The sequence below is a fragment of the Brevibacillus jepli genome, from assembly GCF_047229145.1.
Classification (GTDB): Bacteria; Bacillota; Bacilli; order Brevibacillales; family Brevibacillaceae; genus Brevibacillus.
This window is the reverse complement of record NZ_JBFEFW010000004.1, coordinates 167,264-192,519: the sequence shown is the minus strand read 5'-3', so window position 1 is coordinate 192,519 and position 25,256 is coordinate 167,264. Positions and strand designations below refer to the sequence as shown.

The following is a 25,256-nucleotide window of genomic DNA, read 5'->3' as shown; positions in this document are numbered from 1 at the left end:
ACCGGAAAAAGCCTTACTATTGTCAGCCTTGTGCTCCATCCACTATAATGAATGAGGATTGGAGGAAAGCCCATGCTGAAAGCGAAAACACGCTGGAAACTGGCCACCTATGATGAGCAGCTTGCTGCTAGTATTGCCGCAGATTGCCAGCTAACTCCGCTCGTATCCAAGCTACTGGTGATACGTGGCATTGATACATCACAAAAGGCTCGTGATTTTTTGCAGGCCGGCCCAGAATTGTTTCATGATCCTTTCTTGCTTGATGGAATGGAACAAAGCGTGCATCGCATTCAACAAGCCATCCAAAGGCAAGAACCGATTTGCATATATGGCGATTACGACGCCGATGGGGTTAGCTCCACATCGTTAATGGTACATCTGCTGCGCCAACTCGGCGCTGTTTTTGACTACTACATTCCTAACCGTTTTACAGAAGGGTATGGGTTACATAAAGACGCCTTGGCGCATCTGCATAAAAGCGGCTATAAGCTGATCATCACTGTTGATACAGGGATCAGTGCAGTAGAGCAGGTAGAGTATGCGAACAAGCTGGGTCTTGACGTGATTGTAACCGACCATCACGAACCTCCGGCAATCATCCCGGAGGCATTTGCTGTGATTAACCCTAAGAAGCCCGGCTGCTCGTACCCGTTTGATATGTTAGCGGGAGTGGGTGTCGCCTTTAAAGTGGGGCATGCCTTGCTGAAGGAGCCGCCTCTGCATTTGGCTGATCTGGCTGCATTGGGGACGATAGCGGATCTGGTGCCGTTGGTGGATGAAAACCGCATTCTTGCTCGAGCGGGATTAAAGCGCTTAAATCATACACGGAACCTCGGTTTGCAGGCCTTAATCCGTGTTTGTGGACTGGCGGATAGTGAGCTGTCCGCGGGGCATGTCGGTTTCGCGCTTGGACCGCGTCTGAATGCGAGTGGAAGGCTGGAGACGGCTGAATCCGCTGTCAAATTGCTGACGACTACCGATATGGACGAAGCGGAGCAATGTGCCCAGACGTTGGACGACTTGAACCGCGATCGCCAGGAACTCGTTGCAGCCATGACGGAGGAAGCTGTCCAGATGGTGCAGGAGCAGTATCCGCCAGACCAGAACAATGTCCTCGTTCTGGCGAAGGAAGGCTGGAACGTGGGTGTTGTGGGGATTGTCGCATCACGATTAGTCGAGCTTTTTTACCGTCCGACGATTGTGCTTGGCATCGATCCAGAAAAAGGAACGGCAAAAGGTTCAGCAAGAAGTATTTCTGGTTTTGACATGTATGAGGGTCTGACAGCCTGCAAGGAATGGCTGCCGCATTATGGCGGACATACGATGGCAGCAGGGATGACTCTGCCAGTGGAAAATCTCGATTTTTTACGCCAGAAGCTAAACGAGCTGGCTGGGGAGTGGTTGTCCGCTGAAGACTTTACGCCGATGACCAAAGTGGACGTCGCGATGAGTATGGAAGAGGTCAGCTTAACTGCAGCGGAGCAACTCGAACAGCTTGCCCCATATGGAATGGGGAATCCGACCCCGCTGGTTTTGTTAGAAGAAGTAGAAACACAAGGAATGCGTACGATTGGGCGAGATGATAACCATTTGAAGTGCACATTGAATAAAGCAGGCACCTCTTTGGATGCAATTGGCTTTAACTGGGCACATGTAACAAAGAGAGTAACGCCAAAGGCACGTTTTCACGTATTGGGAGAACTGTCTGTCAATGAATGGAATGGCAACCGAAAGCCTCAGCTGACGATTCGGGATTTGTCTGTCGGACACCAACAAGTGTTTGACTGGCGAGGTAGCCGTGACAAGCTGGAGAAATGGCAGCAGGTAATGGCTGAGTCAGATTCGATGACCATTCTGTTTCGCGAGGAAAGCTATGAGCCGTTGGCAGCGAAAGCGTCAGGCGATCAGGTGAATTCCTTGTTCATGATTGGACGAGAGGGAACAAACATCACCACTTCTTCAAACGTGATTTTGTATGATTTGCCTAAGCGTCGTTCAGATTTGGCAACGGTTAGTGTCTTGCTCAAACAAGCGGAGCGCATATACTGTTTATTTGGTGATCCGGATTTAGGAATGGAGCGGCTTTCCTGTCCGGGCCGTGATCATTTTAAACAGTTGTACCAGTTTTTTGTACAGGTGCCAACAGTAAAACATATCCACTTGGATGCATTGGCCCGCAAGCTGCAATGGAAAAGAAATTTGTTGGACGGCATGCTCGCCATCTTTTTGGAGCTGGAGTTTTTAGTAGAAGAGGCGGAGCAGTACACCTTGCAGGCCAGCTCTGCGAAAAGGCCGCTCGAGAGCTCCTTGCTTTACGCGAATTGGAAGGAAGAGGCACAGCTAGCTACTGACTTATTGCTTTCTTCTTCAGATGCGATGATTCAAACGCTTCATCAATTGGTGGAACCAGCCACCGTTTAGGAGGAATTTTTCATGGATTTTAAACAATACATTCGTGTCATCCCGGATTTCCCGCAACCAGGTATTCGTTTCAAGGACATTACAACTCTTCTAAAGGATGGCCCTGCTTATAAAGCAGCGATTCAAGATCTGGCTGTCTTTGCTCGCGAGGTAGAAGCAGACGTAATTGCTGGCCCTGAAGCACGTGGATTCGTGGTAGGAGCTCCATTGTCTTATGAGATGGGCATTGGCTTCGTGCCGATCCGCAAGTCCGGCAAGCTGCCATACGAATCCATCAAGGCTGATTACGATCTGGAGTATGGAAAAGATGCGCTTGCGGTACACGTAGATGCTATCCAGCCAGGTCAGCGTGTTCTCATCGCGGATGATTTGCTGGCGACAGGTGGAACGATTGAAACAACAATCAATTTGATTGAGCAGCTCGGAGGAAAAGTGGTAGGCGCGGCCTTCTTTATCGAGCTGTCCTATTTGGATGGACGCAGCAAAATAGGGGAAATTCCTATTAAATCGCTGGTTCAATATTAATGGATAAGAGAAGGAAAAACGGGTGAAATGCCCGTTTTTTTCTTTTTTCTGTGGCTGTACATACTTTACAGGGGAAATCAGCTTTACAAGACGAACGACATACAAGATAATAGTATGAAATAGACAGACATGATACGTGCAAGTAAGCCTTCGCCTGCGCCAGAAGGCTTGGCATAGCCCAAGTTTTCTAGACGTATAGGAAAGTTCAAGTGCTTCACAGTGCGAAAGCGACCAGGCTAAACTTTCCGGAGCGCATATTAACTTTCCGCTAAAACGCGGTCGCTCCTCCGTGAGAAGGCCTCGCTAGAGGTTATTTTACTGAGAGGGTAAGGGAAGGGAACTATGATTACCGGCATTGATGAGGTAGTAAAAAAAGCAAGCACCTATTTATCACAATCGGATTTGGACCTGATTACACGTGCCTATCAGCTTGCCGAAAAAGCGCATGAAGGGCAAATACGCAAATCAGGCGTTCCTTACATTATGCACCCAATCGCCGTAGCGGGAATTCTCGCAAACCTGCACATGGATGCAGTAACGATTGCGGCTGGATTTTTGCATGATGTCGTGGAAGACACCGACATTACGCTTGATCATCTCCGTGAGCAGTTCGGAGCGGATGTAGCTCTACTGGTAGATGGAGTGACGAAGCTCGAAAAAATTAAATATAAGTCCAAAGAAGAACAGCTCGCCGAAAACCACCGCAAGATGCTGGTTGCCATGGCACAGGACATCCGCGTCATCATGATCAAGCTGGCAGACCGACTGCACAACATGAGGACACTTCGGCATATGTCCGAGGAGAAGCAACGCGAGATTTCTGATGAAACACTGGAAATTTTTGCTCCTCTCGCTCATCGCTTGGGGATCGCTTCCGTCAAATGGGAGCTGGAAGATACGTCGCTCCGGTATTTGAATCCGCAGCAGTATTATCGGATTGTGAATTTGATGCAAAAGAAGCGGGTGGAGCGTGAAGCTTACCTGAACGAAGCAGCGGATACGATCCGAGAAAAGCTGGGCGAGTTAAACATCGAGGCAGAAATATCGGGACGTCCGAAGCATATCTATAGCATCTTTAAAAAGATGACGAGGCAAAACAAGCAGTTTAACGAAATTTATGACCTACTTGCGCTGCGTATCATCGTGAACGACATTCGCGACTGTTATGCGGTTCTCGGTATCGTGCACACGCTATGGAAGCCGATGCCAGGTAGATTCAAAGATTATATCGCCATGCCTAAGACGAACATGTACCAATCCCTGCATACCACGGTCATTGGGCCAAAAGGTGAGCCATTGGAAGTGCAAATCCGCACGTGGGATATGCATCAGACAGCGGAAATCGGGATCGCGGCTCACTGGGCGTACAAGGAAGGCAAAAGCGTCGTGCAAGGCTCGTTCGCTGAGAAGCTCGGCAGTCTGCGTGAAATTATCGAAGGCGGGTCGGAGGAAGCACCGAACGCCCAAGAGTTCATGGAGAGTCTCAAGCAAGACCTCTTCTCCGATACCGTTTTCGTCTTCACGCCAAAAGGTGATGTAGTCGAGCTTCCAAAAGGCTCTGTACCGCTGGACTTCTCCTACCGGATTCACTCTGCGGTAGGAAATCGGACGATTGGTGCCAAGGTGAACGGCAAGATCGTGCCGCTCGATTATGCGATGAAAACAGGCGATATCATCGAAATCCTGACTTCGAAGCATTCCTACGGACCTAGTCAGGACTGGCTAAAAATGGCCAAATCCGCCCATGCTCGAAATAAAATTAAACAATGGTTTAAAAAAGAGAAGCGGGAAGAAAACGTAGCAAAAGGTCAGCAAATGGTGGAAGCGGAAATCAAGTCGCGCAGCTTTGATGTGAAGGAAGCGATGACAGAAGCGAATTTGAAGGAAGCGGCTGCCCGGTTTAATTTCCAAGGGGCAGAAGACATGTTTGCCGCAGTCGGCTATGGAGGAATTACTGCTTCGCAGATTACGACTCGTCTTCTTGACAAGCTCCGTCGAGAGCGCGAAGAACAAAATCCGACCATTCCTGAGGTCAAGCCGAATCCTGCGAATCGTTCAGCCAAGAGTGAATCAGGTGTGAAAGTACGTGGGCTGGATAATTTGCTCGTACGTATTTCCCGTTGCTGTACACCTGTTCCTGGTGACCAGATCATCGGTTTCATTACGAGAGGCCGTGGTGTATCGGTGCATCGACTCGACTGTCCAAACGTGCTGACAGACGAGTGTACAGAGCGCCTGATTGACGTTGAATGGGATACCGATTTCAAACATAATTTCCATGTAGAAATCGAGATCACTGGCAATGATCGGAGCGGGCTGTTAAACGATGTGCTGCAGGTCGTAGCTGAAACCAAGACGAACATTGCGGCTGTGAGTGGCAAGTCAGATAAAAATCGAGTGGCAACGATTCATATGACCATCTCGATTAGCAATGTGGATCACCTGTTGAAAGTAGTAGAGCGTATCAAGCGCATCAAAGATATTTATTCGGTTCGCCGGATATTGAGCACCTGATCCCTCGTGGGTTGGGTGTTCTTGTTTACATAGAAGTAGGAAGGATGAGTCAGCGTGAGAGTTGTCGTACAAAGAACGAGAGAAGCAAGTGTAACTGTAGCAGGAGAGATCGTTGGCCAAATTGATCACGGCTTGATGCTGTTAGTAGGCATTACGCATGAAGATACGGAAAAAGAGGTAGAGTTCGTCGCTGACAAAATCGCCAACTTGCGTATTTTTGAAGACGAGGAAGGTAAAATGAACTTCTCCGTTATAGATAAGGGAGGTCAAATTTTGTCCGTGTCGCAATTTACGTTGTATGGTGATTGCAGGAAGGGCAGAAGACCGAACTTCATGGCAGCAGCACGACCAGAGCAGGCTGAACCATTGTATGAGCTGTTCAACGCCAAGCTGCGTGAAAAAGGACTCCAGGTGGAAACAGGACGCTTTGGCGCGATGATGGACGTACGACTTTTAAATGATGGTCCAGTAACACTGATTGTGGAATCATAAACGAACGATCAGGGAGGATGGCAAAATGGCGCAAGAAGCACTAGTGATAGGTGCGAGTGGGATGCTTACAGCGGTTTCTTGGTGGCTGGCATGCCAAGGCTACCAAGTAACTGTGATTGGGCGGGATCAAGATAAGCTGCAACGAGTCAGAGATGATTCGCCTCGTCCTGCGTCCATTCATTTGCTGCCACAAGACTATCATCAGACTGACAGCTTGCGCCAGGCTATGGCGGACCTCGTAAAGAAAAGAGGGTCGATGGATGTGGTTGTTGCGTGGATTCATTCGACTGCGCCAGATGCACTCCCTGTGGTCGTGGAAGAACTGTCACGTCCTGAAAAAAGGTGGCAGTTATTGCATGTGTGTGGGAGCGGTGCATGGAAAAATCCTCCGACCGTCCCGTCGTCTGATGTCTGCACGTATCATAGGGTCATCCTCGGTTTTAGATCCGAAGGTGATCATGCGCGCTGGCTGACGAATAATGAGATTGCAGCTGGGGTTATTGAAGCTCTTCAAAAAAACGAACAACTGTATATTGTCGGTCAAGTCGAGCCGTGGGACAAGCGCCCTGCTAATTGACTGCTACAAAGCTCCCAACATAAAAACGATTGCCGAAGCAATCGTTTTTTTCAGTACGGGATCGGTTTAGTAAGTGTGATTGGCTGAAGGGACAATCAGATTTTTGCCGATCAGGTTGGCTGAAATCGGCTTTTTCCCGATCTCTCTCGCCCATATCGATAGTTGACCGACATGGTGAATTTCATGAGCGATCATGTGACGCATGATTTCGCCCCATGTATACGTAACGGTGCTTCCGTCGGATTTTACATCCTGAAAGGCTTTTTTCTCCATGCTCTCATCCCAATTGTGCAAAAATTGAATCACATCAGGGCGGAAAGTCGCCTGTAATTCACGGACCTTTTCCAAACGATTGTGAAGGTCGAAGCTTTCTTGAAAATCTGGCTTACCCTGCATGACTTGAATCCAGCTCCACTCTACATCAATGACATGGAACAGTGTATGCAATATGCCTCCCACACCACCAACACGCGGACGAAGCAATTCTTCTGTCGGGACATCCGCGCACCAGTTTAGCCATTCTTCACGTACCATCCAATTGTACTGAAACATTGTTTTAATAATAATCACTCCGTTTTTTAAAGTTAACTTGCGATCACCTGCGTCCATTCCGTACGATTGCTGATTTTGTGATTGATTTTCATACCACATCACTCCTTTCAATGCCTTATCATATTCGCAAATCGTATTCGAATTCCTGCCCGCCACGATGCACAGCCCGTTCAATAAAAGACCCCCAAACGACAGAGCTTTTAGAGTCAGCTTCTTTCGCATGGGGGCTTTTATAAGAGAGGGGTCAGCCCCCCTGATTGCTTTGGGTATTGAAGTATTGGACGATCCCTTTGAACAATCCTTCTGCGGCAAGATCCTGCTGTTTCTCCGAACGTACGCGAATCTCGTCGTTGTAGTTGGATAAGAAAGCGATTTCGGCCAAAATGGATGGCACAGGGTTTTCACGAAGAACGAAATAGTTTCCGTAACGATAGTTCATGTCCTTGTAGCTCGTTGCTTTCACCAGCTCCGTTTGGACCAAGGAAGCCAGCTTACTGGAGTTGCCTTGGCTGTAGTAAAAAATGATGGAGCCATTCGTTGCTGAGTTTGGATGCGTATTATGATGGACGCTGACAAAAATATCAGCTTGGTTTTGAATCGCGATATCGACGCGCTGTTGCAGGGTCAGCTTGCGATCATCAGCTCGTGTCATGATGACTTTGGCACCGGCTGCTTCCAGTTTGTTACGCAACAGCAGCGATACTTGCAGATTGACCGTTTTCTCCAGAGTCGAGAAGCTGGAGCCTGTTGAACCGCCGTCCGTTCCACCATGACCAGCATCGACAACGATGACTTTGCCGACAAGATCATTGCTGCGTACAACGGCTGGTGCACCGTTCGCAGAAACGAGCCAGCCAGCGATGTAGCCTGTGGAACCGTCTGTGAAGTTTACTTGGAACCAATCGCCTGATTTATTGGCAATCCCGTATTTCTCACCCGGCTGTACTTGCTTGATAATATCGTGATCGGTGCTAGGACCAGAACGAACATTGGTGTCAGGATTCATGATCGTCACGTATGGGCCACTCGGCGTAGGCATACTCGGTTGATTCACCGTAATGTGCCAGCCAGCTACCCAGCCAGTTTTTCCGGCGGCTGTGTTGATGCGATACCAGTCTCCTTGTTTTTCTAAAACAGTCAGCTTGCTTCCGACTGGAAGTGTAGCTTGAATGGCACTGGTTGTGTTCGGTTCACTGCGTAGATTCAGTCCGTCTGTTTTTACCGTAGCGGTCTGGCTTGCAGATGAAGATGGCTGCCCAGTCTGAGGCTGGGTGCTTCCATTTCCATTTACAGGCAGAGTCGGTTGACCCGTATTCGTGTTGTTTTGATCGGTGGAGAGCCAAGCATTGACACCGTCGTAAGGAAATTGAATCCAGCCATTTTGCCTATTCAACACTGTGATTTTCTCACCCGCGTGCAATTGTCCGATAGCAGGGGAAGTTGCATCTGGGATGGCGTAGACATACGGAGCGAAATCCAAGGTCATGCTGGCTCCTTGTACGGCCGGAGGTTTCGGTTGCGAGACTGTGCCCGCAGGAATGGTTGGCGGGGGAGTGCTACCTGTAGAAGGTTTGGAAACAGCTTGTCCCGCACCCACTTCTTTTACGAGCCAGTTTGCGACCCAGCCTTTTGTCCCTGCATTTAGCTGGATTTGGATCCACTCACCATTCTGTTGCACGATGGAGTAGCGCGTACCTGGATTAATCGTTTGAATGACTGCATACGTCTGGCCAGGTCCAGAACGCACATTGAGATTCGTTGTGGTGCTTTCCACTTGCTTAGCAGAAGTAGTAGCAGTTGAGGTTGCTGGTTTCTGTTGCTGTGTGCTGACGAGCCAGTTCGCTACCCAGCCGCTTTGGCCGTTCGGTAGCTTTACTTGAATCCAGTCATTTTTGGTGGAGATGACGGGTAACACAGTTTTGTTCGGCAGTGTGGTGACGATAGCATCTTCGAGGCTAGGACCTGAACGGACATTGAGCTTGTCCACGGTGACCTGAACAGAACCGGCGGCCCAAGCTGCAGAAACGGGGAGGGAAATGGCACAGACGATAGTCAGGAGACTCCTCAGGATCTTTTGACGAACAAACACGATAGACATCCTTTCCGAATAAGTAGCTTTTGGAATTCATTTCGATCTTGCATTTTTTTACCAAAATAATCACTTCGCTATTTCCCCTGCTTTATCCTGCAAGAAACGACAAAGTTCTGCATGGGATTCCTTGATTGCTTTTTCAAAGGCAAGGCAATACTAGATTTTACTAGAAGCTAGTGCATACAGCATTTCAGGAGGAATTCATCGTGAGGCAGTCAAAGAAGGAAGCATTCGCGCAAGGATTGAATCGGCAATTTTTATCTGTCGACTTTCAAGACGATTTGGAAAAAGAAACGTCACTTCAAAATGTGGAAATGGCCCAAGATTTTCATGCGGGCTTGCGTGATATCCAGCACCCACGGCAAAAACGATCATGACGATTTTTGCCACCTTGCACAAGATGCCACAAGTTGTCTAGTTGACCCGAGTATTTGTCGTCAGCTATGATGAGGAGTGGCATTTTTGAAAAAGCAGGTGAACTCCATGATACAGATTATATGTGAGGGACACGCGTTCGAGCGGGAACTCTCCTTAATTCTCGCGTTATTTTATGAAGATCCTGCGATCGCCTTTGTGCCTGAGTGGACAGGTGACGCTGAATTAAAAATCAAGCTGGCTTTGACCGTGCATGCTGAAGGGGTAGTAGCGACCGGAGAGCTAAATGACGGCAACCGATGCATAACCCACCAGGTGAAGCGCAGCTACGTTGCTTACGATGAGAAAGCGATGAAAAAGACGGCCAAGCAGGCTCTTTGCTATGCGCTGTTATTAATGCTGGAAGAATACACGGGGATGGAGCAAGGATGGGGAATCTTGACCGGGATACGCCCGACCAAATTGCTGCATCAGTTGAACGCCGCTGGTGTTGATAGACAAGAAGCACACAAGAGGCTGCAGCAGGATGTGATTTTGCGTCCGTACAAGTTGAAGCTTTTGCAAGAAATCGTAGACAAGCAGCTCCACGTTGTGCCAGATCTGTATCAGATTGACCGTGAGCTGTCTGTGTACATCGGAATCCCGTTTTGTCCGACGAAGTGTGCGTACTGTACGTTTCCTGCGTACGCAATTCGGAGTCATACCGCATCGGTTAATCCGTTTCTGGAAGGTCTTCATTACGAGATTGAGCGGATGGGGGAGTGGCTTCGCGCGAATGATCAACGGATTACATCCATTTATTTCGGTGGGGGAACTCCTACGAGCATTACCGCCGATGACATGAATCAGCTGTTCGAGACGATGCATCGATCTTTTCCGCATATGGGAGATGTGAGAGAGCTGACGGTCGAAGCGGGCAGACCCGATACGATTACACGCGAAAAGCTCGACGTGATGAAGCAATGGGAAGTGGATCGTATCAGCATTAACCCGCAGTCCTTCACGCAAGAGACGCTTCAAGCAATCGGACGTCATCACACGGTCGAAGAGACGATCGAAAAATACCATTTGGCAATGGAAATGGGCTTAACCAATATTAATATGGACCTGATTATCGGGCTGCCAAACGAAGGGGTTGCCGAGCTGGCGCACAGCCTCCAAGAGGTAGAGAAGCTGATGCCCGCCTCACTAACGGTTCATACACTCTCGTTCAAAAGAGCATCAGAAATGACGCAGAACAAAGACCGCTACAAGGTCGCCAGTCGCGATGAGATCAGCAAGATGATGGAGATGGCCTCCGAGTGGACAGTGGCAAACGGTTATGACCCATACTATTTGTATCGTCAGAAAAACATTTTGGGAAATCTGGAGAATGTCGGATATGCCAAGCCAGGGCAAGAGAGCATCTACAACATCATGATCATGGAAGAGGTACAAACAATTCTCGGTCTTGGCTGTGGGGCAGTATCGAAGCTGATGGCTCCGGGAAGTGGCAAGCTGACGCGCTTCCCGAATCCGAAGGACCCGAAAACGTACAATGACACGTACAAGGTTTTGGTCGAAAACAAGCTCCGTGATCTGGATGAGATTTATTCCGGCGCGAGAACAGCTGGACAGGTATCTGGCAAGTAAGTGATGGATATACTGATCCTTAATAAAAAAAGTTTTATATGAGCGCCTGTTGACGGTTGTTGGCGGGTTTGCTATGATTCACATTAAGCTTTTTTATTGAATAAGAAATGATCTGATGACGGGAACAAGTATCCAGGAACCGGATAACCAGAGAGGAAGCGCCGCGGCTGAGAGTGCTTTCATATAACGGCTTGGTGAATGACATCCCTGAAGACCGCAGTGAACGGTAGAAAGAAATCTCTTTCCCCAGTAACTGGCAGGCGTGCGCCGGCGTTAACGGCTAATAAGTGGGATAGCCTTTTGTAGTATGCAGGGCTATTCAAACAGGGTGGCACCACGGGAGTATAACCAGTCTCTCGTCCCTGACATGCGGCGATTTGCTAAATGTCAGGAGACGAGGGGCTTTTTTATTTGGTCATCAATAAATGTTCCTTGATCCTGAAGGTTTGGCTTTAGCCCGAGTTTTTCAAAAGACATGGAGGTTCGAGAGGAATGACAAGAATCCAGATCCCACGCGGTACGCAGGATATCATGCCTGGTACTGTAGAGCTGTGGCACTACGTGGAGGCCAAGGCCCGCGATCTGTGTCGCCGCTCCAATTACGCGGAAATTCGCACGCCGCTGTTTGAGAGCACAGAGTTGTTCCAACGGGGTGTTGGCGAGACCACCGACATCGTGGAAAAAGAAATGTACAGTGTAGCCAACCCACGCAGTACGGATGCCCTCACGCTGCGTCCGGAAGGGACAGCGGGCGTTGTTCGCTCGTACGTGGAAAACAAGCTGTACGGTGTGCCTAATCAGCCTACCAAGCTGTACTACTTAGGACCGATGTTCCGCCACGAGCGTCCGCAAGCAGGCCGCTATCGCCAATTCGTCCAATTCGGTGCAGAAGCGATCGGTTCAAGTGATCCGGCGATTGATGCAGAAGTGATCGGCCTTGCGATCCGTCTGTATCAGGAGCTCGGATTGACAGGACTTTCTGTGGAATTGAACAGCGTAGGTACTGTGGAAGACCGGGCGCATCATCGCGAGCATTTGCTCGCCCATCTGAACGGTGTTCGCTCCGAGCTATGCGAGGATTGCCAATCTCGTATTGACCGCAACCCGCTGCGCGTGCTCGATTGCAAAAATGAAAAGTGCAAATCGCTGACATTGGATGCTCCGTCTATTTTGGACTACTTGAGCGAAGAGTCTGCAGCTCACTTTGCAGCAGTGCAAGGCTACTTGACTGCTCTGGATATTCCGTTTCACGTGAATCCGCGTCTAGTTCGCGGCTTAGACTACTACACACTGACCGCATTTGAAATCAAAATGGCGGAGATCGGTGCGGTAGAAACGCTTTGTGGCGGTGGGCGCTATAACGGACTGGTGGCAGAGCTGGGCGGCGACGATATGCCGGGCATCGGCTTCGCACTCAGTATCGAGCGTCTGCTGCTGGCTCTGGAAAAGCAAGGTGTTCAGTTGCCGATTTCGGGTGGCATCGACTGCTTCGTAGTGGTGCAGACACCAGAAGCGAAAACAACGGCTTTTGTACTGGTTGATCAATTGCGCCAGGCAGGGATCGCAGCTGAGCTTGATTATCTCGATCGGAAAATGAAAGCACAGCTGAAACAAGCAGACCGTCTACAATCTCGCTTCACGGCAATCATTGGTGAGTCGGAGCTGGCGAATGGCACGGTAGTTCTAAAGGAAATGGCAACAGGCGAGCAACAAGAAGTAAAGCGCGAAGAACTCGTTTCGGTGCTTGCTGCGAAAGTAAATCAATAAATATTTGGGGGAAATGATTATGTCTTGGCAATATCGCACCGTACATGGTGGAGAAGTAACAACAGCACACGTAGGTCAGGAAGTCGTACTGAACGGATGGGTACAAAAACGTCGCGACCTCGGAGGCGTAATCTTCATTGACTTCCGTGACCGCACTGGCATCGTCCAAATCGTGTTCAACCCTGAGTACAACAAAGAAGCATGGGAAGCGGCTGACAAGGTGCGCAGCGAGTACGTACTGGTTGTAAAAGGAAAAGTCGTGAACCGTGCTCCCGAAGCAGTCAATCCAAAGCTGAAAACCGGCGAAGTAGAAGTGCACATCTCTGAAATCCAAATCCTGAACGATGCAAAAACGCCTCCGTTCCTGATTGAAGACGAGATCGATGTAGATGAGCAAGTTCGTCTGAAATACCGTTACCTCGACTTGCGTCGTCCAGAAATGCAGCGCTCCCTGATTTTGCGCAGCAAAGCAGCGAAAGCATTCCGTGACTACCTGGATGAGAACAACTTCGTAGAAATAGAAACACCAATTCTCCAGAAGAGCACTCCTGAGGGCGCACGTGACTACCTCGTGCCATCCCGTGTACATCCAGGTGAGTTCTACGCACTGCCGCAATCGCCACAGCTGTTCAAACAGCTTTTGATGGTATCCGGTTTGGAGCGTTATTACCAAATCGCTCGTTGCTTCCGTGACGAAGACTTGCGTGCTGACCGTCAGCCTGAATTTACCCAAATCGACATTGAGACCTCTTTCCTGTCTATGGAAGAAATTTTGCCGATGATGGAAAAGATGGTTGCTCACGTATTCAAGCAAACCGTTGGCGTAGACGTACCGACTCCATTCCCACGTCTCACGTATGCGGATGCCATGGCACGTTACGGTTCTGACAAACCAGACGTACGCTTCGGCATGGAGCTGACAGATGTATCTGATCTGGTTGCGACAAGCGACTTCAAGGTGTTTGCAGCAGCAGTAGCTGGCGGCGGACAAGTAAAAGCGATCAACGCAAAAGGTTGCGGACACTACTCTCGTAAAGAAGCAGACGACCTGGGCAAATTCGCTTCCCGTTATGGCGCGAAAGGCTTGGCTTGGATCGGCTTCAAAGACGGCGAAATCAAAGGGCCAATTGCGAAGTTCTTTAAAGAAGAAGAAATCAACGAGATGAAAGCACGCTTGGCGGTAGAAGAAGGCGACTTGCTCCTGTTCGTTGCTGACAAACCAAAAGTAGTAGCAGATGCACTGGGTGCCCTTCGTTCCAAGCTGGGTGCTGAACTCGGTCTGATCGATCAGAGCAAGTTCGCATTCCTCTGGGTCGTAGACTTCCCGCTGGTTGAGTGGGATGAGGATGCAAAACGTTATGTAGCTTTGCACCATCCGTTCACTCGTCCAAAAGACGAAGACCTGCACCTGTTCGACACCGATCCAGGTCAAATGCGCGCACAAGCGTACGACATGGTTCTCAACGGATACGAGCTCGGCGGAGGTTCCATGCGGATCTTCAAGCGCGACGTGCAAGAAAAAATGTTTGCCGCTCTTGGCTTTACACAAGAAGAGGCACGGAAACAATTCGGCTTCCTGCTGGATGCATTCGAGTACGGTACACCTCCACACGGTGGAATCGCTCTTGGCTTGGACCGTCTGATCATGCTTTTGGCTGGCCGCACCAACCTGCGCGAAGTTATTGCATTCCCGAAAACAGCAAGTGCGAGCGACCTGATGGTAAACGCTCCAGATGTAGTTGATGGAAAACAATTGAAAGAGCTGTCCATTGCAACAATCGTCACAGAAGAGGAAAAGGTAGAAGCGTAATCGACTTGCGCAACTGCATTGCTCTTTGATACATTGGTAATACTATGATGAAAGCCCTGCGATGCTCGTGACATCCGATAGTTTTGAGCCACAAAGTTTGTTTAGGGAGTTTTTCGTCCGTGATTGTAAAGGCATGCCTCCTTAGAGTGGACGTCTGTAACAGTTCGGCAAGACACCCACCTGCGATGAGCAGGTTCAAAACTAAGGAGCAACACGGCATAATGGGGCTCCTTTTTTCTACTTCAATCCTACTTTTCCGATTGACTATAAGTACGTGTTGAACTACCCCAATAATCTCGCTTGTGAAAGGTGACACGAAATATGCTTCATCAATTTTCTCGTTGTGAATTGGCCTTCGGTCCCGAAGGTTTGGAAAAAATGAAAAATAGCTGCGTTGCTGTATTGGGAATTGGTGGAGTCGGTTCCTTTACTGTCGAAGCACTCGCTCGTACAGGCGTAGGCAAGCTCGTTTTGGTGGACAAGGATGTAGTTGACATCACGAACATCAACCGCCAAATCCATGCGACCCTGAACACAGTCGGTCAAAAAAAGGCTGAGCTCATGGCTGAGCGTATTGCAACCATCAATCCGGAGTGCGAAGTCGTAACTCTTAATATGTTCTACAATGAAGAAACAGCGGATGCGTTGTTTGAGCACGAACTCGATTACATCGTGGATGCCATGGATACCATGTCCGCTAAGCTCCATGTGATCAAAGAAGCGAAGCGTCGCAATATCCCAATTATTTCTAGTATGGGTGCAGCCAATAAAATGGACCCGACTCGTTTTGAGGTTGCCGATATTTCCCAGACGAGCTATGATCCGATTGCCAAGGTCATTCGTCGTGAGCTGCGTAAAAGCGGTATCTACAAAGGGGTAAAGGTCGTTTATTCCCGTGAGATTCCTGTAACCGTACGTGTAGATGTACGCGAACAGATCGTTTCCAACCCGAATTCACCGATTAGCAAAGTGCGGATGCCTCCAGCAAGCAATGCTTTCGTGCCTTCTGTGGCTGGTTTGATTTTGGCCAGTGTAGTGGCACGCGATATTTTGGAGTGGCAGCCTGTAAAAGGATAGTGGAACATGGATGATTTATTCACGTTTGCCTACGACCAGCAGGGTGGCGGCAAACAGAAGCCATTGGCTGCTCGGATGCGGCCGCAAACGATTCAAGATGTCATCGGGCAATCGCATATATTGGCTCCAGGAAAGCTGCTCCGACGTGCGATTGAAGCGGATCAAGTGTCCTCCGTCATTTTCTACGGTCCACCAGGGACAGGGAAAACGACGCTGGCAAAAGTTATAGCGCGTACCACACGCACGCATTTTTCTGAATTGAATGCGGTTACGGCAGGGGTTGCCGACATCCGCAAGGTGGTGGATGCTGCGAAGGAGCGGCTCGTCATGGACAATCAGCGTACAACGCTTTTTGTAGATGAGATTCATCGCTTCAATAAGTCGCAGCAGGACGCGCTTCTTCCTTTTGTGGAGGAAGGTACGATTATTTTGATCGGGGCTACGACGGAGAATCCTTTTTTCGAGGTGAACCCGGCGCTTTTGTCGCGTTCACAAGTGTTTTCCCTTCAATCGCTTTCACATGAAGAATTGAAGCAGGTCATGGATCGGGCACTTTCCGATGAAGAAAATGGATTGGCAGAACTGTCTGTCACAGTAGAACCGGAAGCGACAGAGCATTTGATTCAATACGCGGAAGGGGATGCCAGACGGCTTTTGAACGCATTGGAGCTGGCGGTGACAACGACACAACCAGGTGGGGATGGGCGAATTACGGTAACATTAGATGTTGCCGTGGAATCCATTCAGCGTAGGGCTGTACGCTACGATAAAAGTGGGGACAATCATTACGATACGATCTCGGCTTTCATTAAGTCCATTCGTGGTTCTGATCCGGATGCAGCTCTTTACTGGTTGGCGAGAATGATCGATGCCGGAGAAGATCCGCGGTTCATTTCTCGTCGATTGGTCATTTCGGCTTCTGAGGATATCGGAAATGCTGACCCGCAAGCGATCACAGTTGCGATTTCCTGCTTTCAGGCGGTAGAATTGGTGGGGATGCCTGAAGGACGTATCCCTTTAGCGCAAGCGACGACGTACCTGGCAACCGCCCCTAAAAGCAATGCAGCTTACAACGGAATTAATTCTGCGTTGGATCGTATCCGAACGGATGGTCACAAGCAAGTGCCGATTCATCTGCGAGATTCTGCTTACAAGGGAGCATCGAAGCTGGGACACGGTCAGGGATATCTGTATCCGCATAACTATCCATATGGGTATGTACCCCAACAGTATCTGCCTGACGGTGTGAACTACTCGTTTTACCAGCCGAAGGATCACGGCTATGAGCGTCACATTCGCCGCTTTCAGGAAGAGAGGCAGAAGCTGGATGGACGTGGATTGCCAAGGAAAAACTCCCCCGAATGATGGGGGAGCTAACATTTTACGTGCGGACATTTCCGCCTGGTTTATTGGGCAAATCACCGTTCGCATTCGGTTGTTTGCTCTGCTCACTCGCACCGTAACGGGCTTTGTGAGCAATCGTGCCTGCGGGTTGGTCGTACAAGGTATCGGACGGGTGGTTGCGACCTCGTTCCGAGCGTTTGTTCGTTGTCATCTGCATATCACCCCCTAAGATGTTAGTGTGTCCCGCGATACAGAAGACATGTAGGGGGCGGGCGCGTATTACCGATATAAAGAGGAGAGTTGTTAACGTGAAGATTTCTACGAAAGGACGTTACGGGCTGACGATCATGATGGAATTGGCCAACCGTTGCGGGGAAGGGCCGACTTCACTACGGAGCATCGCCCAAAAACACGATTTATCCGAGCATTATTTGGAGCAGCTGATTGCACCTCTGCGTAACGCAGGATTGGTAAAAAGTATTCGTGGCGCGTATGGTGGCTACGTACTGGCGAAGCAGCCGGATGAGATTTCTGCTGGCGATGTGATTCGCGTGCTGGAAGGACCAATTAGCCCGGTGGAGTTCGCAGAGGAAGAAGACCCGGCTAAGCGTTTTTTATGGCTGCGCATTCGGGATAGTATTTCTTCTGTTCTGGATTCGACTTCTCTTCAAGACTTGATTAGCTTTGAAGACGACGGTCCTGCCGATAACTATATGTTTTACATCTAGAAATAAGTAGGTAGAAGGTGACAGCAGTGTCAGATCTATTGTATTTTGACCATGCTGCTACTACGCCGGTGCATCCACGGGTTGTAGCTGCCATGACTCCTTATTTAACTCAAGTATTCGGGAATCCATCCAGTGTTCATGGTGCTGGTCGTGATGCGCGAAAAGCTTTGGAGCAAGCGAGAGACACGATTGCCGACTTTATGGATGCTGATCCGCAATCACTCATCTTTACGAGTGGCGGAACAGAAGCGGACAATATGGCGATCATCGGCGCTGCTATGGCTCAGCGCGAACGTGGATGTCATATCATTACTTCGCAAATCGAGCATCATGCAGTCTTGCATGCTTGTGAGTTTCTGGAGCAGGCTGGGTTTGAAGTGACGTATTTGCCTGTAGACAAGACAGGCATGGTACGGTTGGAAGACTTGAAACAAGCCGTTCGCCCGGATACGGTACTGGTGTCGATCATGTACGGGAACAACGAAGTAGGAACGATTCAGCCAATAGAGGAAATAGGTACCTTCCTGCGCGAAAAAGGGATTGTTTTTCATACCGATGCCGTGCAGGCATTTGGTGTAATGCCTGTTCATGTACGGAAGCTGCCTGTCGATATGCTCTCGGTATCTGCCCATAAAATCAATGGTCCAAAAGGAGTCGGCGCTTTGTATTTAGCGCGTAAGGTGCCATTTTCCCCGATTTTGCACGGAGGCTCTCAAGAGCGCAAGCGCAGAGCGGGAACGGAAAACCTGGCGGGGATTGTAGGGTTTGCCGAGGCGACAAAGGTCGCTGCCGAGGAGATGGCTGGGCGGGTTGAAAAGTATGAGCAGATGAAAGCGGCGATGATCTCAGTCTGGCAGGAAGCAGGAATTACGTTTTGCCTGAATGGACATAGCGAGCAGGCATTGCCGCATATTTTAAATGTGTCATTCCCTGGTGCACATACTGAAACCATGCTGATGAATCTCGATATCGCCAAGATTGCAGCGGCGAGCGGCTCAGCTTGTACATCCGGATCATTAGAGCTGTCCCACGTACTGAAAGCGATGCATTTGGACGAGGAGATTGCCCATTCTGCGATTCGTTTCAGCTTTGGGATTACGAATACGGTGGACGAGGCGAAGCAGGCTGCTACAGCGGTTGCTGCGATTGTAAAACGCTTGGTACGCGACTAAAGAAGAATGTAAGCCGTTTGGATGAAGCCAAGCGGCTTTTTTGATGTAGAGCTACAAAAGCATGTTTTCTTATTGGAGTTTGTGGTGAATTGTGGAAGAGGATGGTAAAATGATTCTGTGGAACTAATCCTGAAGAACCATACAATTTCGGTGCATCCGATAAGGAGAGGACTTTCATGTTGGCCAGACGCTACTCCATTCGCTACAAACTGGTGTTTACGATACTCATCCTAACCATGCTTCCATTAATGGTGGTCGGCTATATCCAATTTGAAAATGCCCGCAGTGCGCTATATAAGCTGGCTGTATCTGACTTGCAATACATAACGGAAATGAAGGCACGTGAGCTGGCTGTTTACGCCCAAGATGCAACGATTCGTGAAGAGAACAGACAGAAAATTAATGAAATAACTCGTGAGGTGGCCGAACGCTACTACAAGCCAAATGGCATGGTTGGGTATGCCTATATCTTGGATGCAAGTGGAATCGCCATCTTTCATCCAGACCCGAAAGTCGAGAATACGTCTTTGGCGCATGAAGGATTCGCGAAGGTCATGCTCGCCCAAAAAAATGGCTGGATCGAGTATGAATTCGGAGGCTCTACGAAAGTGGCGGCCTACAAGGAACTGCCAAACGGGTGGATTCTGGCGATTGGCAGCTACGAGAATGATTTGCTGACGACGATTGAGAGCAGTCGTCCAATGATGTTTCTCCTCAACCTGATGAGTGCCATCTTAGCGCTGGTCACAGGTATTTTTATTGTTAACAAGCTGGTTCGTCCGCTAAAAGAACTGGTAACGGCAATGAAGCGTGCAGAGACAGGTGATCTGACCACACAAGTGACTGTCCATTCCCGGGACGAGCTTGGAGAATTATCTTCGATGTACAATGAGATGATGGGAGTATTTCGCAGCATGGTCAACGAGGTGCAGCGAGTAGCCCAACAGGTAGCGGCAGCTTCGGAAGAATTAACAGCCAGTGCGACAGAGAGTGCACGTGCTTCCGAACAGATTTCAGTGGCTTCTGCGGAAATTGCCACGGGTTCCGAACAACAAAAACATACGGTGACAGATACGGTTCGCTTTTTGTCTCGCATCGGTGGAGATATCCAGCTCATTGCGGCCTCGACCAATCAAGTAAATGCTGATGCGACAGACGCGAATCGATTGGCACAGGTTGGTGAAGGAAAGCTGCAAGAGCTCGTACAAGAAATGGATCAAATCACGGATCATGCCCGTCGTACGGAGCAGGTTATCCGCGAGCTTGGTTCTCAATCCGAGCAAATCATAGGAATCATTACGACTATTCGTCAAATATCCAACCAGACGAATCTATTGGCTTTGAATGCCGCCATCGAGGCTGCACGGGCAGGTGAACAGGGGCGCAGCTTTGCGGTTGTTGCCCAGGAGGTACGTAAGCTGGCAGAGCAATCGGGAGAGGCTGCAGAAGAGATCGCAGGCTTGATTCATACGATCCATACGGATATTCTCGCGGCAGTATCGGAAATGGGAACGACTGCGGTCGCTATACAGGATGGACGCGAAGGAGTAGCCCTGGCAGGAGACAGCTTCCAGCAAATATTGGTGGCCGTTCAAGACGTCAGCCAGCAAGTGCACCGTATGAATGATGCAGCCCAAGCGATTCATCGGGATACAGGCCAACTGGTGAGTCATTCGGAAAGAATAGCCGAACTCGCGGAAACAGCGGCCAGAGATACGCAAGAAGTGGCAGCTGCGTCTGAAGAACAGCTAGCAACGTCCGAGGAAATGACGGCAGCGTCCGAAACGCTTGCGAAAATGGCTGAGCAGTTGTCAGAACAAGTAAAACGATTTACAATTTAAGACGAGCATATGAGAAATCCACTTTCGAGAGAAGTGGATTTTTCCTTTCTGGAACGGTTTTTATGTAAGGAGGCGTTTAGATGGATGAGCAACAGTCAATCTCACTGTTTGCGGAAACATACATTCGAGGATTTGTTTCTCAAGAAATTTTTTACAAAGAAGAAACCTGGTACGGAGTTATCCGTCTAAAGATAGAAGAGACTACAGAATCAATCAAAGAATCCGAGGTTATTATTGTCGGTAATTTTCCTCGGCCGCATCCAGAGGAACTGTATACCTTTTACGGAGAATGGAAGACGCACCCGCGCTTTGGGCAACAGTACGTAGCGAAACGGTATGAGCGTGAAACACCGAAAACCTTGGCTGGAGTCGAGCGATACTTAGCCAGTGGATTGTTCCAAGGGATCGGAAAAAAGATGGCAAAACGCATTGTAGAGCAGCTGGGAGTAGATGCGCTGTCGATTATCGCTGACTTCCCTGAGCGATTGGCCGAGGTACCAGGCATCTCTGAACAGCGTGCCAAAACCATCTATGAATCGGTAGTCGAGCATCGTTCCTTGGAAAGTGCCATGGTTTTCTTGTACGACTTCGGCATTGGTGTGAATATGGCGCTGCGGATTTATCAGACCTACAAGCTGGAAACGATGACGGTGCTTAAGGAAGAACCGTACCGGTTGATTGAGGATGTCGTAGGAATCGGTTTTAAACGGGCAGATGACATTGCGCGAGCGACTGGAATCGCTGCATCCTCAGAAGAGCGTGTGAAGGCAGCGGCTCTGTTTGTTTTGCAGGAGGCTTCGTATTCAGAAGGACATGTTTATTTGCCTATAGAGGAGATATGTGAAAAAACACTGCGCCTTCTCGAAGAGTGCGGAGGTCACGTCTTTTCTGGAGACGATATTCAACTGGCCGTAGAAGCACTGTTTGTGTCGAGCAAAATTGCCTGGGAAGATGAACGGGTATATTTGCCCTCGCTGTTTTTTGCTGAGCTTGGTCTTGCCAAAAGACTGCGTCACTTCGCTGCAAGAGATGAGTTCAGTACGTTCCCGACATCGGAATTTTACCGTGCGTTAGGGGCGGTTGAAGATGAATTGGGGATTACGTATGCCCAGACGCAGCGTGATGCCATTGAACAGGCGATTAAAGCAGGTCTGATGCTTTTGACAGGGGGGCCTGGAACAGGGAAGACGACGGTTATTCGTGGGATATGTCGTGTTTTTTCTCAGCTTCATGGTTTGTCTCTGGACTTGAAAAAATACAACGAAGAAAATCCATTCCCGATTGTCCTTGTCGCTCCGACTGGACGTGCAGCAAAACGAATGACAGAGACGACTGGTTTGCCTGCAATGACGATTCATCGCTTGCTCGGTTACAAAGGGGAGAGCTTCGAGCATGATGCGGAGCACCCGATTCGGGGCCGACTCTTAATCGTAGATGAGATGTCCATGGTGGATATTTGGCTCGCGAATCAATTGTTCCGGGCAGTGCCAGATGACATGCAGATCATCATGGTGGGGGACCCTGACCAGTTGCCTTCTGTTGGTCCTGGCAACGTCTTGTTGGATATGATTCGATCCGGATTGCTGCCACTGGTACAGCTGACAGAGATTTATCGGCAAGCAGAAGAGTCTACCATTATTCGGCTGGCCCATGATGTGCGCAAGGGGAATGTACCTGCAGATTTGCTTCACACCACCCCGGATCGGCGATTCTTCACAAGTTTGCCACAAGAAGTTCCGGAAGCAGTGAAACAAATTTGCTTCGGAGCCGTAAAGAAAGGATATACGGCAAAAGATGTTCAGGTATTAGCCCCTATCTATAAAGGTAATGCCGGTGTGAACCGGTTGAATGAAGAATTGCAGGAGCTGTTTAATCCGAAAACGCCGCAGAAGCGTGAGGTCACTTTCGGGGAGACAACTTTCCGTACAGGAGACAAGGTTCTGCAATTAGTGAACAATGCTGAAGAACAGGTATTTAACGGTGACATGGGTGAGATCGTCGCCATCTTTTTCCCGAATGAAAATGCGGAGAACCAGGAGATGCTGGTCGCTGCCTTTGATAACAGGGAAGTAGTGTACAAGCGTTCGGACTACCATCAGCTGACGCTTGCCTACTGCTGCTCGGTCCATAAGTCTCAAGGCAGCGAATTTCCGATTGTGATCATGCCGTTTGTCAAAAGCTACTACCGTATGCTCAGACGCAAGCTGGTCTATACCGGGATAACCCGGAGCAAATCGTTCCTCATCATGTGCGGAGAGCCGGATGCGTTCCGTGCAGCCGTAGAATCTGATGAGGAGGGTGTACGGTACAGCTACTTGGAGGAACGGCTTGCGCAAGAGTGAAGTTGGAACCATTTGCGCCGAATGGACGTGTCCATTTCGCCTGATACTAACAAGGCGGAAGGGGGATGTCCCACATGCGCAAGGCAATGGATGCAGTCGGATTACCAGTTGTTTGCCTCCAGACAGGAGAGACGATTGGAACCGTGCGTGACATTCTTTGCGACTCCACTTGGCATGTACGAGGAGTCTTGCTGAGCGAACAGGGCTGGTTCCAATCAGGCACCTATATTCCTGCCGAACATATTCATGCGGTCGGGGAGTCCTGCCTTACCGTATCGGGAAAAGACGCGATCACGCCCTTACCTCATCTCGCCGGACTAGAACCTGTCGGCATTGTGACGGGAAAGACAAGGTTAAAAGGAAAAGCGGTTATTACCGCATCCGGAGAGTGCTTGGGGAGGCTGGAAGATGTTTACTTTTCAGCTAACTGGGAGAAACTTGTAGGGTACGAACTATCGAATGGCTGGATTGCAGATATAACGGAAGGACGAAAGCGCCTCCCTGCACCAGCATCCGTTATCGTCGGGGAAGAAAACCTGATCGTGCCGGACTAGTTCGTGGCCAGGCGTGAAAGGGAGGAAAAGCGTGATGCGTGTCATTTGCCCGAACTGCAGTTCCAAAGATGTAGGAAAGATTGGAACCAATCAGTACTATTGCTGGAACTGCTTTATAGAAATGAGCGTTTCCAATGAGCAGATCGCATCTGTCTACCAAGTAGAGGAAGATGGATCACTGCATTCGCTCAACGATCTGTTTATTGAGGACCAGACAGTAACCGCTCACTTGAATATGTAGTGGATCTGAGCGGCAAAAACAAATGGAGGTGGCACGCTTGTTCACTCGAAGCCTGTTGCGGGTTCTTGCCACAAGTGGACTTGTGGCGATCATCGGATATTGGATGGCTCCGCGACGACGCAGTCGGTTTTCATTGAGTTGGAATCAGTTGCCCTTCTCCATGCGCGATGTAACGCGCATGATGAAATCAGGTCGTAAGCTGATGCGTGCCGTTACTCGTTAACACAAACTGCAAATTGGAACGTAAATAAACACCCGAACATAAACTGTGTTCGGGTGCTTTTTTTGCTTCGATAAAACGAAAAAGCTCCGTCGTATGAACGACGGAGCCTTGCTATGCGTTAAGGCTGTTCTGCCAGGCGCTTTTGTTGTTGGCTCTTCATGCGTCCAATCAAGAGGACACCAACCACAACTGCTACAGAGAACACCCATTTTACCCAAGGGTAAGCGGCAAAGAAAGGAGCTAAGAACTTCTCGCCAGTCACCATACCTGCTGCGGTATACGCCAATACGGCGGAACCGATATAGATCACGATTGGATATTTCTCGATCAACTTCAGAATCAGTGTGCTACCCCATACCATGATCGGAACACTGATGATCAAGCCAATAACTACGAGAAGGAATTCACCGTGTGCTGCACCTGCTACAGCGATAACGTTATCCAAGCCCATTACGGTGTCGGCTACGATAATTGTCCAGATCGCGGCTCCAAGAGTACCGCTCGCCTTCATATTATCATGACCAGTATCTTGTATCAGCAACTTGAGGGCGATCCAGATGAGAATTAACCCACCTACAAGTAGCAAACCAGGAATTTTCAGCAACCAAACAACTGCCAATGTCGCCAACGCACGAATGACAATCGCACCAACAGTTCCCCAAATGATGGCTTGTTTTTGCTGATGAGCAGGCAGGTTACGTGCCGCCATCCCAATGACGAGCGCGTTGTCCCCGGCCAGCACCAGGTCAATTACGATGATTGATAGTAATGCTGTCCAGAACTCAGGGGTAAACACTAAATCCATTTCTCTTCCTCCTCCTAATCCATTTTGGAAGCGAATAATCCGCTGGCCGTTTTCTTGGTACCTCCTATAGTGTGTGTAAAGGGGCGAAAAAGAAAACGACCTTTCCCGAGACGGGCAAAGGTCATTTGAACAACAAAAATAGACCTTTTACCTGTTCGGCAAAGGTCTTGCT

The 25,256-nt window shown here is 49.3% G+C and carries 22 protein-coding genes and 1 other RNA gene; 19 read left to right on the top strand and 4 right to left on the bottom strand.

What is annotated here, in order from left to right:
* Positions 1–72: 72 nt before the first annotated feature.
* From recJ to AB1L17_RS06440, 5 genes are all read left to right on the top strand, one after another.
* Positions 73–2,421: a single-stranded-DNA-specific exonuclease RecJ gene (gene recJ / locus AB1L17_RS06460; RefSeq protein ID WP_412843726.1), complete on the top strand. Its 2,349-nt coding sequence runs from the start codon at positions 73–75 to the stop codon at positions 2,419–2,421.
* Positions 2,422–2,433: 12 nt separating this feature from the next.
* Complete coding sequence (locus AB1L17_RS06455) at positions 2,434–2,946, top strand: adenine phosphoribosyltransferase (RefSeq protein ID WP_007717572.1); 513 nt, start codon at positions 2,434–2,436, stop codon at positions 2,944–2,946.
* A gap of 342 nt (positions 2,947–3,288) precedes the next feature.
* Positions 3,289–5,460 (top strand): RelA/SpoT family protein, encoded by a 2,172-nt coding sequence (locus tag AB1L17_RS06450; RefSeq protein ID WP_412843727.1) that lies wholly within the window; start codon positions 3,289–3,291, stop codon positions 5,458–5,460.
* 54 nt (positions 5,461–5,514) lie between these two features.
* Positions 5,515–5,952, top strand: a complete 438-nt coding sequence (gene dtd / locus AB1L17_RS06445) for a D-aminoacyl-tRNA deacylase (protein ID WP_412843728.1) — start codon at positions 5,515–5,517, stop codon at positions 5,950–5,952.
* Positions 5,953–5,977: 25 nt separating this feature from the next.
* Positions 5,978–6,529, top strand: coding sequence for a short-chain dehydrogenase (locus AB1L17_RS06440; protein WP_412843729.1), 552 nt, complete (start codon positions 5,978–5,980; stop codon positions 6,527–6,529).
* Positions 6,530–6,595: 66 nt separating this feature from the next.
* Here AB1L17_RS06440 and AB1L17_RS06435 read toward each other — a convergent pair whose 3' ends face one another.
* Both AB1L17_RS06435 and AB1L17_RS06430 read right to left on the bottom strand, forming a co-directional pair.
* Positions 6,596–7,138: a DinB family protein gene (locus AB1L17_RS06435; protein ID WP_412843896.1), complete on the bottom strand. Its 543-nt coding sequence runs from the start codon at positions 7,136–7,138 to the stop codon at positions 6,596–6,598.
* A 187-nt stretch (positions 7,139–7,325) separates the two neighbouring features.
* On the bottom strand, positions 7,326–9,179 hold the full coding sequence (locus AB1L17_RS06430; protein ID WP_412848861.1) for an N-acetylmuramoyl-L-alanine amidase family protein: 1,854 nt from the start codon (positions 9,177–9,179) through the stop codon (positions 7,326–7,328).
* 200 nt (positions 9,180–9,379) lie between these two features.
* Here AB1L17_RS06430 and AB1L17_RS06425 point away from each other — a divergent pair, with 200 nt between their 5' ends.
* From AB1L17_RS06425 to AB1L17_RS06395, 7 genes are all read left to right on the top strand, one after another.
* Positions 9,380–9,550, top strand: coding sequence for a hypothetical protein (locus AB1L17_RS06425; protein ID WP_412843731.1), 171 nt, complete (start codon positions 9,380–9,382; stop codon positions 9,548–9,550).
* A 106-nt stretch (positions 9,551–9,656) separates the two neighbouring features.
* On the top strand, positions 9,657–11,180 hold the full coding sequence (locus AB1L17_RS06420; protein WP_412843897.1) for a coproporphyrinogen III oxidase: 1,524 nt from the start codon (positions 9,657–9,659) through the stop codon (positions 11,178–11,180).
* Between the two features lie 492 nt (positions 11,181–11,672).
* Positions 11,673–12,947, top strand: coding sequence for a histidine--tRNA ligase (hisS, locus tag AB1L17_RS06415; protein ID WP_412843732.1), 1,275 nt, complete (start codon positions 11,673–11,675; stop codon positions 12,945–12,947).
* Positions 12,948–12,966: 19 nt separating this feature from the next.
* Complete coding sequence (aspS, locus tag AB1L17_RS06410) at positions 12,967–14,757, top strand: aspartate--tRNA ligase (RefSeq protein ID WP_412843733.1); 1,791 nt, start codon at positions 12,967–12,969, stop codon at positions 14,755–14,757.
* Positions 14,758–14,807: 50 nt separating this feature from the next.
* Positions 14,808–14,989: non-coding RNA, 6S RNA (ssrS, locus tag AB1L17_RS06405), on the top strand.
* An 89-nt stretch (positions 14,990–15,078) separates the two neighbouring features.
* Entirely contained in the window at positions 15,079–15,834 is a 756-nt protein-coding gene (locus tag AB1L17_RS06400) for a tRNA threonylcarbamoyladenosine dehydratase (RefSeq protein ID WP_412843734.1), read from the top strand.
* Between the two features lie 6 nt (positions 15,835–15,840).
* The gene (locus AB1L17_RS06395) at positions 15,841–17,199 is read left to right on the top strand and encodes an AAA family ATPase (RefSeq protein WP_412843735.1); all 1,359 of its coding nucleotides are present in this window, start codon (positions 15,841–15,843) and stop codon (positions 17,197–17,199) included.
* Positions 17,200–17,215: 16 nt separating this feature from the next.
* Here AB1L17_RS06395 and AB1L17_RS06390 read toward each other — a convergent pair whose 3' ends face one another.
* Positions 17,216–17,389: a hypothetical protein gene (locus AB1L17_RS06390; RefSeq protein ID WP_412843736.1), complete on the bottom strand. Its 174-nt coding sequence runs from the start codon at positions 17,387–17,389 to the stop codon at positions 17,216–17,218.
* A 97-nt stretch (positions 17,390–17,486) separates the two neighbouring features.
* On the opposite strand from AB1L17_RS06390, the gene cymR reads away from it, so the two are divergent.
* The 7 genes from cymR to AB1L17_RS06355 all read left to right on the top strand — a co-directional run bounded on the left by cymR (position 17,487) and on the right by AB1L17_RS06355 (position 24,279).
* The gene (cymR, locus tag AB1L17_RS06385) at positions 17,487–17,906 is read left to right on the top strand and encodes a cysteine metabolism transcriptional regulator CymR (RefSeq protein WP_012685608.1); all 420 of its coding nucleotides are present in this window, start codon (positions 17,487–17,489) and stop codon (positions 17,904–17,906) included.
* Between the two features lie 26 nt (positions 17,907–17,932).
* On the top strand, positions 17,933–19,078 hold the full coding sequence (locus AB1L17_RS06380) for a cysteine desulfurase family protein (protein ID WP_412843737.1): 1,146 nt from the start codon (positions 17,933–17,935) through the stop codon (positions 19,076–19,078).
* A gap of 176 nt (positions 19,079–19,254) precedes the next feature.
* A complete protein-coding gene (locus AB1L17_RS06375) occupies positions 19,255–20,919 on the top strand; it encodes a methyl-accepting chemotaxis protein (RefSeq protein WP_412843738.1) in 1,665 nt (554 codons plus the stop codon).
* Between the two features lie 80 nt (positions 20,920–20,999).
* Complete coding sequence (gene recD2, locus AB1L17_RS06370; RefSeq protein WP_412843739.1) at positions 21,000–23,261, top strand: SF1B family DNA helicase RecD2; 2,262 nt, start codon at positions 21,000–21,002, stop codon at positions 23,259–23,261.
* A gap of 74 nt (positions 23,262–23,335) precedes the next feature.
* Positions 23,336–23,815: a PRC-barrel domain-containing protein gene (locus AB1L17_RS06365; RefSeq protein ID WP_412843740.1), complete on the top strand. Its 480-nt coding sequence runs from the start codon at positions 23,336–23,338 to the stop codon at positions 23,813–23,815.
* 34 nt (positions 23,816–23,849) lie between these two features.
* Positions 23,850–24,056, top strand: coding sequence for a YrzR-like zinc ribbon domain (locus tag AB1L17_RS06360; RefSeq protein WP_007717618.1), 207 nt, complete (start codon positions 23,850–23,852; stop codon positions 24,054–24,056).
* Positions 24,057–24,084: 28 nt separating this feature from the next.
* Positions 24,085–24,279: a hypothetical protein gene (locus tag AB1L17_RS06355; protein WP_412843898.1), complete on the top strand. Its 195-nt coding sequence runs from the start codon at positions 24,085–24,087 to the stop codon at positions 24,277–24,279.
* A gap of 118 nt (positions 24,280–24,397) precedes the next feature.
* Here AB1L17_RS06355 and AB1L17_RS06350 read toward each other — a convergent pair whose 3' ends face one another.
* Positions 24,398–25,084: a TerC family protein gene (locus AB1L17_RS06350; protein WP_412843741.1), complete on the bottom strand. Its 687-nt coding sequence runs from the start codon at positions 25,082–25,084 to the stop codon at positions 24,398–24,400.
* Positions 25,085–25,256: the final 172 nt, after the last annotated feature.